This is a genomic window from uncultured Sphingomonas sp. (genome assembly GCF_902806265.1).
GTDB lineage: Bacteria > Pseudomonadota > Alphaproteobacteria > Sphingomonadales > Sphingomonadaceae > Sphingomicrobium.
Window position 1 is genome coordinate 1 of the sequence record NZ_CADCVZ010000018.1, and the last position, 11,932, is coordinate 11,932.

At 66.3% G+C, this 11,932-nt stretch carries 13 protein-coding genes; 2 read left to right on the plus strand and 11 right to left on the minus strand.

Going from position 1 to position 11,932, the window contains the following annotated elements; all coding sequences use genetic code 11:
- Positions 1-560 (plus strand): ABC transporter ATP-binding protein (locus QZX62_RS04640; protein ID WP_294172522.1); only part of this gene is annotated, 560 nt, incomplete at its 5' end.
- On the opposite strand, the gene fabZ is transcribed toward QZX62_RS04640, so the two are convergent.
- The 11 genes from fabZ to rpsB form a co-directional block, all read right to left on the minus strand.
- Complete coding sequence (gene fabZ, locus QZX62_RS04645; protein ID WP_294172525.1) at positions 526-1,008, minus strand: 3-hydroxyacyl-ACP dehydratase FabZ; 483 nt, start codon at positions 1,006-1,008, stop codon at positions 526-528. The genes QZX62_RS04640 and fabZ overlap by 35 nt on opposite strands.
- Complete coding sequence (locus tag QZX62_RS04650; RefSeq protein WP_294172527.1) at positions 1,009-1,596, minus strand: OmpH family outer membrane protein; 588 nt, start codon at positions 1,594-1,596, stop codon at positions 1,009-1,011.
- Positions 1,596-4,487: an outer membrane protein assembly factor BamA gene (gene bamA, locus QZX62_RS04655; RefSeq protein WP_294172530.1), complete on the minus strand. Its 2,892-nt coding sequence runs from the start codon at positions 4,485-4,487 to the stop codon at positions 1,596-1,598. Before bamA ends, QZX62_RS04650 begins: the two co-directional genes overlap by 1 nt.
- A 69-nt stretch (positions 4,488-4,556) precedes the next feature.
- Positions 4,557-5,687, minus strand: coding sequence for an RIP metalloprotease RseP (rseP, locus tag QZX62_RS04660; RefSeq protein WP_294172542.1), 1,131 nt, complete (start codon positions 5,685-5,687; stop codon positions 4,557-4,559).
- Positions 5,687-6,847 (minus strand): 1-deoxy-D-xylulose-5-phosphate reductoisomerase, encoded by a 1,161-nt coding sequence (locus QZX62_RS04665; RefSeq protein WP_294172532.1) that lies wholly within the window; start codon positions 6,845-6,847, stop codon positions 5,687-5,689. Before QZX62_RS04665 ends, rseP begins: the two co-directional genes overlap by 1 nt.
- Positions 6,844-7,491 carry a phosphatidate cytidylyltransferase gene (locus QZX62_RS04670; RefSeq protein WP_294172534.1) on the minus strand — a complete coding sequence of 216 codons (648 nt, stop codon included), beginning with the start codon at positions 7,489-7,491 and terminating at the stop codon, positions 6,844-6,846. The genes QZX62_RS04665 and QZX62_RS04670 overlap by 4 nt, the downstream gene beginning before the upstream one ends.
- Positions 7,488-8,156 (minus strand): polyprenyl diphosphate synthase, encoded by a 669-nt coding sequence (gene uppS, locus QZX62_RS04675; protein ID WP_294172543.1) that lies wholly within the window; start codon positions 8,154-8,156, stop codon positions 7,488-7,490. Before uppS ends, QZX62_RS04670 begins: the two co-directional genes overlap by 4 nt.
- A 77-nt stretch (positions 8,157-8,233) precedes the next feature.
- A complete protein-coding gene (frr, locus tag QZX62_RS04680; protein ID WP_294172535.1) occupies positions 8,234-8,791 on the minus strand; it encodes a ribosome recycling factor in 558 nt (185 codons plus the stop codon).
- Positions 8,778-9,518: a UMP kinase gene (gene pyrH / locus QZX62_RS04685; RefSeq protein ID WP_294172536.1), complete on the minus strand. Its 741-nt coding sequence runs from the start codon at positions 9,516-9,518 to the stop codon at positions 8,778-8,780. Before pyrH ends, frr begins: the two co-directional genes overlap by 14 nt.
- 89 nt (positions 9,519-9,607) lie before the next feature.
- Positions 9,608-10,552, minus strand: a complete 945-nt coding sequence (gene tsf / locus QZX62_RS04690) for a translation elongation factor Ts (protein ID WP_294172537.1) — start codon at positions 10,550-10,552, stop codon at positions 9,608-9,610.
- A 95-nt stretch (positions 10,553-10,647) separates the two neighbouring features.
- Positions 10,648-11,400, minus strand: a complete 753-nt coding sequence (rpsB, locus tag QZX62_RS04695; RefSeq protein WP_294172538.1) for a 30S ribosomal protein S2 — start codon at positions 11,398-11,400, stop codon at positions 10,648-10,650.
- A gap of 158 nt (positions 11,401-11,558) precedes the next feature.
- Here rpsB and QZX62_RS04700 point away from each other — a divergent pair, with 158 nt between their 5' ends.
- Positions 11,559-11,918, plus strand: coding sequence for a hypothetical protein (locus QZX62_RS04700; protein WP_294172540.1), 360 nt, complete (start codon positions 11,559-11,561; stop codon positions 11,916-11,918).
- Positions 11,919-11,932: the final 14 nt, after the last annotated feature.

Genomic DNA, 11,932 nt, shown 5'->3' on the forward strand with positions numbered 1-11,932 from the left:
TCGCTGGCGAGGCGCTGGCGTCCGCCACGCCGGCACGGCGTCGGCAGTTGCTGGCCTACCTGCCCGCCAGCCGCGAGTTGGTCTGGCCCATCGCTGCCCGCGACGTCATTCGCTTGGGATTGGAGCGACCAGACGCCGACCGGATCGCGGAGATCATCGGCGAGCTCGAGCTCGGGGCCTTGGCTGATCGTCCAGCTGACCGGTTGTCCACCGGCGAGCGGGCACGGGTGCTGATCGGCCGGGTGCTGGCGCAGCAGCCGGCCGCCCTGCTGCTCGACGAGCCGTTGTCCAACCTCGATCCCTATTGGGGGCTCAGGACGCTGGCCATCCTGCGGCGAGCGGCCAATGCGGGATCTGCAGTGCTGCTTGCGCTGCACGACCTGTCGCTGCTGGGCGCGTTCGACCGGGCGATCCTGATGGACGACGGCGCAATCGTCGTCGAAGCGCAGCCGGACGAGATCCTCACGCATGGCGGGTTCGAGCGGGTCTTCCGCGTCCGCCCGACCGGCGGCGGCGGCTGGGCGCTCAGCCCTGCGGCGGATCCGCGATCATTGCCGTGAAGTTCGCTTCGGCCACCAGCTTGCCCTCGACCAGCGCGCGGCCCGCGAACTTGCACACGCTGGAGCGCTTCTGCACGAACTCGACCTCCAGGGTCAGCAGGCAGCCGGGCTCGACCGGGGTCCGAAACTTGGCGCCGTCGATCGCCATGAAGTAGACCAGCTTGCCCGAACCCGCGAGGCCCAGGCTCTCCACCGCCAGCACGCCGGCTGCCTGCGCAAGCGCTTCCACGATCAGCACACCAGGCATGATCGGGCGACCGGGGAAATGACCCGCGAAGAAGCCTTCGTTGATCGTCACCGCCTTGGTCGCGGTGATCGAACGGTCCTTGTCCAGCCGCTCGACCCGGTCGACCAGCAGCATGGGGTAGCGGTGCGGCAGCGCAGCCATGACGCGCCGGACGTCCAGCGGTCCGGTCGCCTCGCTAGCCGGGCTGCCGCCATCCACCATTTAGCGCCCTTGCGTCTGCTGCTGCTGGTTCTGCGGCAGCGGCGTGACGCTGACGCTGGGCAGTTGCTGATTCAAGCGAGCGAGCACGTCGTTGGTGACGTTGATCGCGGTTGACGCCGCCAAAGTAGCGTTGCTGTCCACTGCCACGTTCGCGCCGCGCGCGGTCATGACCTGGTTGATGATGGGCTCCATGCGTGCATCGATCTGGCGACGGACGTTGACCTGCGTCGACTGGATGTTCTGCTGTAGACGGGCCACCTCCTGCGCGGCCTGCTCACGGCGGGTCTCGAACGCCTGGATGCGCGTGCGCAGCGCCGCATCGGGCTGCCTGCCGTTCAGCGCATTTATCGCCGTCTGAATCTGCTGGCCTTCCGTGGTCAACGGCGCGGCCAGCGCTTGCTGGCGGCTCTGCAGGCTCTGCGCCTGGCTCTGCAACTGCGTCAGGGCTCCGCGGCATGCGGTGCACTCGCGGTACACGCGGTCGGTGTCTATCACCACCACCGTAGCGCCCGGAGCGCGCTGGGCCTGGGCGGCGCCGGGAAGAACGGCGGTCGCGGCAAGGGCGGCAAGAAGCAGCTTGTTGGTCATCAGAATTGAGTTCCTACGTTGAAGGAGAAGAGTTTGGTGTCGTCGCCTTCCTGCGACAGCAGGGCCTTGGCGAGGTCGATCCGCAGTGGGCCGAATGGCGAAGTCCAGTTGAACCCGACGCCCACGGATAGGCGCGGCTTGGGTGAGTCGCCGAGGAAGAACTCGCGATAGCCCGAATTCGCGACATAGGTGCTTCCCGCGAACTGCGCGCAGGTCTGGCCGGGCTCCAGCACCACCGGCGGAGTCGGGGTCGGGGCTGGAACCGTTGGCGGGGTGGTCACCGGCGGCAGCGGGTAGGAGCACACACCTGGCCGATTGGCCAGGTTCGGCGCCTTGAGCGCGAACACCGATCCCACATCGACAAAGGCGGAGGGCCGGATGCCCAAGCCTCGGAGGCCGGAAGACACCGGCAGCTCCAGCTCGACCCGGCCCATGTAGTAGGCCCGGCCGCCCAGCGCGTCGGTGACCCGGGTTTCGTCTGACAGGGTAGTGGCGTCCTCGTAGATCCGGCGCTGCACCCGTGGGCCAATGCCGCGCAGGTCGAACCCGCGGAGCTGCGGGCCGAAGAAGCGGTCGGTGATCCGGATGGCGTCGCGGCCCGGTCCGGGGGACGATTCTAGCGGGTGGATGTAGCCGCCCTCGGCATGCGCCGAGAGGACGAAGCCGCCGCCGAAGCCCCAGAACTTGGTTCCGTCCGCGCGGGTACGCACGTAGCGGGTGTCGCCGCCAAGTCCTGCGAAATCTTGGCTGAACACCAGGCGCTGGCCGCGGGTGGCGCGGATGCCGTTGGTGTTGTCGAACACCGCCGAGTAGCCGATCAAGGAAGTGGTGCGCGTACCTAGCTGATCGCACAGGTACGTGCCGGCCACATCCGGATCGCATTCCTCGTCGCCGTCATCGTCTGTGTCGGAGAAGAACAGGTCGCGGTCGAGCGACAGGTTGTCGCGGTTCAGCGTGTAGCGGGTACCCAGCGTGATGAACTCGTTGACCGGGAAGCCCAGGCGCAGGCTCCCGCCCGTCCGCAGCTGGCTGTAGGTCGTGTTACGCTCGCCGCCGCTATAGTTGAAGCTGCTGAGATCCTGCCGGTAGACGTCGCCGCCAAACAGGATCTGGCGATCAAACAGGTACGGCTCGGTGAAGCCCAGCTGGATGGACCGGGAATAACGCGAATAATTGATCGAGGCGTTGAGTTCCTGACCCATGCCGCGGAAGTTGTTCTGGGCAACCGCCGCAGAGATGATGAACCGCTCCAGGCTGGAATAACCGGCCGACAGCGACAGCTGTCCGGTCGACTTCTCCTCGACGTCCACGGCGAGCGCCACCCGGTCGGGCGCGACCTGGTTCTGCTTGACCTCCAGGTTCTCCTGGAAGAACCCAAGGCTTTGAATTCGATCCTGGCTGCGCTTGAGCTTGATCGCGTTGAAGGCGTCGCCCTCGTTCAACCGGAACTCGCGCCGGACAACCTTGTCGCGGGTCACGGTATTGCCCTGTATGTCGATGCGCTCGACATACACTCGGGGCGTCTCGTTCACCCGGAAGATGATGTCCATCGTCCGGGTCTCGGCGTTCCGCTCGTAGGCCGGATCGATGTCGGAGAAGGCGTAGCCGAGCGTTCCCGCGACCTCGCTTAGCCGGGTGACCGCGTCCTCCACGGCTTTGGCGTCGAACCAGTCGCCGCTCTTGATGTTGACGACATTGTTGATGGTGGTCGTGGACAGGTCGCGAATGGCGCTTTCCGCGCCGATCTCGCCGAACTTGTAGCGGTTCCCTTCCTCGACGACGTAGGTGATGACGAAATCGCGGCGATCGGGCGTCAGTTCGGCCAATGCCGACACGACGCGGAAGTCGGCATAGCCCTGCGTCAGGTAAAAGGCGCGAAGCTTCTGCTGGTCGGCAGCAAGCCGGTCGGGATCATAGGTGTCGTTCGACTTCAGGAAGCCGAGCACGCCGCCCGCCTCGCGCGTGTACATCTCCTTGCGCAGCCGGTCGTCGTTGTACTGCTCGTTGCCGATGATGTTGATCGCGCGCACCTTGGACAGCGCGCCCTCGTTGATCTCGAACACCAGATCGACGCGGTTCTGGTCCAGCTGCACCACCTTGGGCTCCACCCGTGCGGCGAAGCGGCCCTGACGCTTGTACAGTTCGATGATCCGGTCGACGTCCGAACGCACCTTGGAGCGGGTAAAGATCTGCCGCGGCGCAAGCTTGATCTCCGGCAGGATCTTATCATCCTTGATCCGCTTGTTGCCCTCCAGGACGATGCGGTTGATCACCGGGTTCTCGCGGATCTGGATCACGAGATTGCCGGTCTCGCCGCCGGTGATCTGCACGTCCGCGAACAGCTCGGTCGCGTATAGTTCCTTGAGCGACTGGTCGAGCGTCTCCGCCGTATACTCCGCACCCGGATTGAGGTTGGCGTAGGACCGCACCGTTTCGGGCTCAAGCCGTTCGGCCCCGCGCACGGCAACCGAGCGGATGGTCCGCGTCACCGCCGGCGCCGGCGTGGTCGCCGGAGCGGTTGACGGCTGAGCCTGACCTGGCGCGGGAGCTGCCGGAGCTTGGGTCGTGGTCGGCGCTTGCGAAGTCGGCGGAGACTGGGTGGCAGTCGGAGCCGGAGTGGCGGACGGAGCCTGGGTCGTTGCCGGCGCCGTCTGTGCCTGCTGCTCGGTCCTTGCAGGCGCGGTCTGAGCCGATTGCTCGGTCGTTGCAGGCGCGGTCTGCGCCGGCTGCCCGGTCGCGGGTGCCAGCGGATCGGCCGGCTGCGTTTGCGCCACCGCCGGTGCCGCCCACCCGCCAAGCACCGTGCCGAGCAGCAAAGCCGCGCTCAGGCGTCGGCTGGTATTCCGTTGTGAATTGGCAATCACGCGCGTCCCCGCCCTATTGTGAAACATTCCATGGTCCTGCGACCTTCGAGGAAGTGCCGCCCGCCCCTGCCCCAAGCGAGCACACCGATCAAGTTTTCACCCCATCAGCCGCCCGAGCTGCTGCCACAGTCCGAAGGAGCCAAGGTCGTTCAGCGTGGTGAACAGCAGCAGGGTCATCAGGGCCGCCAGCCCGCCGCGGAAAATCCATTCCTGCGCCCGTTCACCCAACGGTCGCCGGCGCACCGCTTCCACGGTGTACAATGCCAGGTGACCGCCATCGAGCATCGGAACTGGCAAGAGGTTGATGAACCCAAGGTTTATCGAGAACAGCGCCACCAGCTGCACGAACTGGAAAAAGCCGAGTGACGCCACCTGCCCGGCGATCTGCGCCATCTTCATCGGCCCGTGCAGTTCGGAAACCGGCCGCCGCCCGGTGATGATCTGCCCCAAGCCGTCGATCATGGCCCGCGTCGTATCGGCCGTGGCCTCGACGGCAGCGGGAAGCAGCCGCGCCGCGCCGACCCGCTCGTAGGTGGGAGAGGGATTAGCGATGCCCAGCCGTCCGATCCGGAAGGTCTGGCCGTAGCGGTCCTTCTCAACCGCACTGTCGAGCCGCGCCGGGAGCGCCAACCGCTCGCCCTGCCGCTCAACCTCGATCAGCACGGGCTCACCCGGGCGCAGCAGCGTGTAGTTGGCGATGTCGGTGAACCGCTCGATCGATCGCCCGTTCATGGTCACGATTCGGTCGCCCGGCCTGAGGCCCGCCCGCTCGGCAGCGCTGCCCGGAACGACCTGGGCCGCGATCGATGGCGTGGTCGGCCTACCGGCCGTGGCGAAGAACGCCGCGAAGATCGCGATGGCCAGCAGGAAGTTGGCCAACGGACCGGCCAGCACGATCAGGAAGCGCTGCCAGACCGGCTTGCCATGGAACGCCCGCGCACGCTCGGCAGGCGGCAGCTTGTCGAGGTCCTTGCCCATGCTGGCCGGGTCCATGTCGCCGGCGAAGCGGACGTAGCCGCCAAGCGGCAGCCAGCCGACCTTCCAACGGGTGCCGCGCTTGTCGGTCCAGCCAGCCACCTCACGGCCAAAGCCGATGGAAAAGGTTTCGGCGCCCACCCCAAACCAGCGCGCGACTATGTAGTGGCCGAACTCGTGGATGAAGACCAACGGTCCCAAGGCTGCGAGAAAGGCCAGCAGGATGAGCCACAGCGGCGGCTGCTCCAGGATCATGCCGCCAGCTCTGCGATCATTCGGTCGGCTACGCCGCGCGCTTGCAGGTCCAGTGCGATCACCTCTTCGATCGAGTTCGGTGCCGGTTCGTCCATTGTATCGAGCGCGCGCTCTACGGTTGCGGCGATGTCCGGGAAGTGAATGGCCCCCGCCAGGAACGCTGCCACCGCGACCTCGTTGGCGGCGTTCAGGACGATCGGAGCGGAGCGCGCCGCGTCCAGTGCCTGCCGCGCCAGCCGCAAGGCCGGGAAGCGGAGCTCGTCAGGCGCCTCGAAGTCCAGCCGCGCGGCTGCTAACAGGTCGAGCCGCTCGACATGGGTGGCCATGCGTTCGGGCCAGGCCAGCACATGGGCGATGGGCACCCGCATGTCCGACGGCCCGAGTTGGGCAAGCATCGACCCGTCGGCAAACTCGACCAATGAGTGCACGATCGACTGGGGATGCACCACGATGTTGATCCGCTCGCCCGGAAGACCGAACAAGTAGTGGGCTTCGATCAGCTCCAGCCCCTTGTTCATCATGGTGGCGCTATCGACGGAGATCTTCGCGCCCATCGACCAGTTGGGATGCGCCACGGCCTCGGCGGGGGTGACATTGGCCATTTCCTCTGCCGTTGAACAGCGGAACGGTCCGCCGCTGGCCGTTAGGATCAATCTTGCCACGCGATGGGCATCTTGGCCGGCAAGGCACTGGAAGATCGCGTTATGTTCGCTGTCGACCGGCAGCAGGGTGGCGCCGTGGCGGGTTGCGGCGTCGAGCATCAGCGCGCCGGCGGTGACCAGGGCTTCCTTGTTGGCGAGCGCCACCGTCTTGCCGGCCTGCACCGCCGCCATCACCGGCGCCAGGCCCGCGCAGCCGACGATCGCGGCCATGACCAAGTCGGCCTCCCCAGCCGCGGCTTCGGCAAGCGCCGCGGGACCGGCGGCGGCGTGGATATTGGTGCCGGACAGCCGCTCGCGCAACTGCGGCAACAGAGCCTCGTCCGCTACCACCGCCAGGCGCGCGCCCGTCCGCTCGGCATCCTCCGCCAGCTGCTCGACATTGGATGCGGCGGTCAGTGCGACGATCTCGAAGCGGTCGGGCGCGGCTTCGATGAGGTCGAGGGTCGAGCGCCCGATGGAGCCGGTCGCGCCGAGGATGGCGATCTTGCGGGTCACGCCAGCCCTACGAGCACGGCTCCGCCCGTCAGCACCGCGACCGGCACCAGGCCGTCCAGGCGATCGAGCACGCCGCCATGCCCCGGGATGATCGCGCCTGCGTCCTTCACCCCGGCCCGGCGCTTGAGCCAGCTTTCAAACAGGTCACCGGCCACCGCCGACAAGGAGAAGAGCGGCGCCAGCAGCAGCCAGGCCCAATGAACGCCGGTGATGACGGCCCATACGCCAGCCATTACGGTGGCGGCCACAACGCCCCCGGCAACGCCCGACAGCGTCTTGGCCGGGCTGATGCTCGGCGCGAGCCTAGGTCCGCCGAAATGACGGCCAGCGAAGAAGGCGCCGATATCGGTCGCCCAGGTGACGATGAACGCCCAGATCACCAGTGCAAACCCCTTGTCGGCGATGGGCTGGCCCGCCCGCTCCCGCACCCACAGCAAGGCCAGCGCCGGAATCAACGCGTAGAAGAAGCCGCCGACGTGCCACTCCAGGCCCCAGCCGCGCACCAGCCGCGACCACTCATAATACATCAGGGTGGCGGCGGCCGCGACCAGCACCGCGAACACCGTTCCCCCGAACCATTCCGCCGTAAGCGCCACCAGGATCATCGCGACCCCGGCGACGCTGCGCAAAGCAACTTCGCTCATCGGCCGCCGAACCGCCGCTGCCGGCGCGTGAATTCGGCAAGCGCTCCCTTGAACGCCTCTTCGTCGAAGTCCGGCCACAGCGTTTCGGTGAAGACCAGCTCGGCATAGGCCGCCTGCCACAGCAGGAAATTGCTGAGGCGGACCTCCCCAGAGGTGCGGATCAGCAGGTCGAGCGGCGGAAGGTCATGGGTCTGGAGGAGCCCGGCGAGGGCGGCTTCGTCGATCTGCTCCGGGGTGACCTCACCCGCAACCGCGCGGCGGGCAAGCTCGCGGGCCGCCCCCGCGATCTCGGCCTGCGAGCCATAGTTCAGCGCCACCACCAGGGTTAGCCGGTTGTTCGCCGCCGTGCGTTCCAGCGCCGCGTGAAGCTTGCCCGACAACTCGGGACCAAAGGCGCCGGGATCGCCGATCAGCTTCAAGCGCACCTGCTCGCGCTGCAGGGTTTCCAGCTCCCGCTCGACGTAAAAGCGCATCAGCCCTGTAAGGTCGCTAACCTCCTCGACCGACCGCCGCCAGTTCTCGGAAGAGAAGGCGTAAAGGGTGAGCACCTCGACGCCCGCGTCGACTGCGGCCTGCATGGTCCGCCGAACCGCCTCAGCGCCTGCCCGGTGGCCGGCAACGCGCGGCAGGTGGCGGCGCTCGGCCCAGCGGCCGTTGCCATCCATAATGATGGCGACGTGCCGGGGAACGGCGACGGCCGGCTCGCTAGCGCCGTCCCGAACAGGCTCGAGGCGGCCGTGCCTCACTTGCCAAGGATTTCCTTTTCCTTGGCCGCCGCAGTCGCGTCCACATCCTTGATCGTGTCGTCCGTCAGCTTCTGCACTTCGGTTTCCGCCCGCTTGCGCTCGTCTTCGGAAATTTCGTGCTTCTTCTCATCCTGCTTGAGAGCATCCATGCCGTCGCGGCGCACATTGCGCACCGCGATCCGGGCCTTTTCGGCATACTGGCTGGCGAGCTTGGCGAGCTCCTTGCGGCGCTCCTCCGTCAGGTCAGGGATGGGCAGGCGGATGTTCTGGCCGTCGGTGATCGGGTTGATGCCCAGGCCGGCGTTGCGGATCGCTTTCTCAACCGCCGACATGTTGGAGCGGTCCCAGACCTGCACGCTCAGCAGACGCGGCTCGGGTGCCGACACGGTAGCCACCTGGTTGAGCGGCATGTTGGAGCCATAGACATCGACCTGGATGGGATCGAGCAGCGCGGTCGAGGCGCGCCCCGTGCGCAGGCCGCCAAGGTCGTGCTTCAATGCATCCACGGCGCCCTGCATCCGACGTTGAGTATCGGCCTTGTTATAGGCTGGCATGTGAGGGTTCCTCCGATTGGACGATGGTGGCGGTGCCCTCGCCCGCCAGCACCTGGGCAAGGTTGCCCGGCTGGCGGATGTTGAACACCACGATGGGGATGTCGTTGTCGCGGCACAGCGCCACCGCTGCCGCGTCCATGACCTTGAGGTTGTCGGCCAGTACGCGGCTGAAACTGAGGTGTTCGTAGCGGCGAGCGTCGGCGACCTTCTTGGGGTCGGCGTCGTAGACGCCATCGACGCTGGTCCCCTTGAACAATGCATCACAGCCCATCTCGGCCGCGCGCAAGGCCGCGGCGGTGTCGGTGGTGAAGTAGGGATTGCCGGTACCCGCAGCGAAGATGACGATCCGGCCCTTCTCGATGTGCCGGAGCGCTCGGCGGCGGATGTAGGGCTCGCTAACGGACGCCATTGGAATGGCGGACTGAACGCGGGTGTCGACGCCCGCCTTTTCCAGCGCATTCTGTACCGCCAGCGCGTTCATCACGGTGGCCAGCATGCCCATGTAATCGCCTGTCGCCCGATCAAAGCCCTTGGCCGCGGCGGCCATGCCGCGGAAGATGTTGCCGCCGCCGATCACCAGGCAGAGCTCATGGCTCAGGGACTTGGCCGCAGCGATCTCCGCGGCGAGACCGGCAACAGTATCGGGGTCGATGCCGAACTGGCCGGGACCCATCAACGCCTCGCCCGACAGCTTCAGAAGGATGCGGTTGAAGCGGGGGCGCGTCATGATTGCGACAGGATCCTGAACGAGAAACGGGGCGGAGGCGCTTCTATGGCGCACCCGCCCCGTTGCCAACCTGCAAAGCGGTACGGCGATCAGGCGACCGGTTCGTCCTTCTTGATGCCGGCGGTCGCCGCGACTTCGGCGGCAAAATCGATTTGCGCCTTCTCAATGCCTTCGCCGAGCTGGAACCGCTTGTAGGCCTTGAGGTGCACGGGTGCGCCCGCTTCCTTGCCCGCCTGCGCGACCACGTCGCTGACCGGGGTCTTGTTGTCCATGACGAACAGCTGGCTCAACAGCGCGCTCTCCTTCTTGAACTTGGCGATCGCGCCATCGACCATCTTCTCGACGATGTTGGCGGGCTTGCCGCTCTCCTTGGCCTTCTCCGAAGCGATCGCCCGCTCGCGCTCGATCAGCTCGGCATCGAGCTCGTCGGCGTTGAGGGCAAGCGGATTGGCCGCGGCGATGTGCATCGCCAGCTGCTTGCCGAGCTGCTGCAACGTCTCTGCCGGCGCCGAGCCCTCAAGCGCGACCAGCACGCCGATCTTGCCGAGATTGGGCGCGACAGCGTTGTGCACATAGGACACGACCGCACCCTCGCTCACCTCGAGCACCGTGGCCCGGCGCAGGGACTGATTCTCGCCAATGGTCGCGATGTTGTTGGTGAGCGTTTCCGCGACCGTCCCGCCGCCCGGATAGGCTGCGTTGTTGAGCGACTCCACCTCGCCGCCCGTGGTCAGGGCGAGCTGCGCGACGTTGCGGACGAAACCCTGGAACTGGTCGTTCTTGGCGACGAAGTCGGTCTCCGAATTGACTTCGACGACCGCTCCGCGCTGGCCCTCGACGGCGACGCCGACCAGGCCTTCGGCAGCGGTCCGGCCGGCCTTCTTGGCAGCCGCGGCGAGGCCCTTGGCGCGCAGCCAGTCGACCGACGCCTCCATCTCGCCGTTGTTCTCGGCCAACGCCTTTTTGCAGTCCATCATGCCCGCGCCCGTGCGCTCCCGCAGCTCCTTGACGCTGGCGGCCGTGATCTCAGCCATTTGTCTATCCTATGCTGATGTGCCCCTGAGCAAGCGGGGACCCTATGTTCTTGATGTAAGGACTGGGCTCCTGTCTTAGCAGGAGCACAGCACGGTTAAGCTAGCGCCGCTTCCATCGGCGGCTCGGCCATCTCGCCGATGTCCTCCCCGCGCGCCTGCGCGCCGCCGGTCTTGCCGCTGTTGGCCGCGCCCGCAACCGCCTCGCAGTAAAGGCGAACCGCACGGCTGGCATCGTCATTACCCGGTACCGGGAACGCGATCCCTTCCGGGTTCGAATTGGAGTCGAGCACTGCCACTACGGGAATGCCCAGGACGTTGGCTTCCTTGATCGCCAGCTCTTCCTTGTTGGTGTCGACCACGAACATGACGTCGGGCAGCCCGCCCATGTCGCGAATCCCGCCCAGGCTCTTCTCTAGCTTGTCGCGCTCGCGGGTCAGCTGCAGCACTTCCTTCTTGGTCAGGCCTGCGGTGTCGCCGCTCAGCTGCTCTTCCAGGCTCTTCAAGCGCTTGATTGAGTTGCTAATGGTCTTCCAGTTGGTGAGCATCCCGCCCAGCCAGCGGTGATTGACGAAATGCTGACCCGACGCCCGGGCCGCTTCGGCCACCGCGTCCTGCGCCTGACGCTTGGTGCCAACGAACAGCACCTTGCCGCCACGAGCCGCGCTCTGCTGCACGAAGTCCAAGGCCCGGGCGAACAGCGGCACGCTCTGCGATAGGTCGATGATGTGCACGCCGTTGCGCTCGCCGAAGATGTACGGCTTCATCCGCGGGTTCCAGCGGTGGGTCTGGTGGCCGAAGTGCGCTCCGGCCTCAAGCAGTTGCTGCATGGTGACGACGGTGGTCGCCATGGTGGATATCTCCTTCCGGTTAAGCCTCTGAGAAGCGGGAACACTCGTGAGCGTAAGCTCCTGCGTGCACCGGGTTATGTTGCTTCCCATGCGGGTTGAGGCGGCGCCTTTAGCGGGTTGCCAACCCCGGTGCAAGGCGCACGCCTTCGGGCTCTAAATTGCGCCGAGCGCTTGACATCGAGCGAACAAAGCAGGAACATGCATCCATAAAGCACGCTTTTCGGCCCATTTCGGAACGAAACGAATCGGGAAGTGTTGACGAACAAAGCAAGGAACACCCGCCAATGCTGAATGCCTTAGTGACGCTGGCTTCATTGTTTGTTCTTGGCGTGGCCGGCGTGGTCATATGGGAAACTCTGGTGGCGAACGGAGCCAAGGTCTTGGCGGCCTTGCATGGCCGCTCCCCCTTGGCGGAAGCGGCGATTGCTACCCGGCCGGTGACGGTCCGTTATGCGCCCCGGCCTGCGCCCATGCGTGCGACGGTCAAGCCGGCCGCGGAGTTGCGCGTCGCTGCTTGACCCGGGCGTAGCTG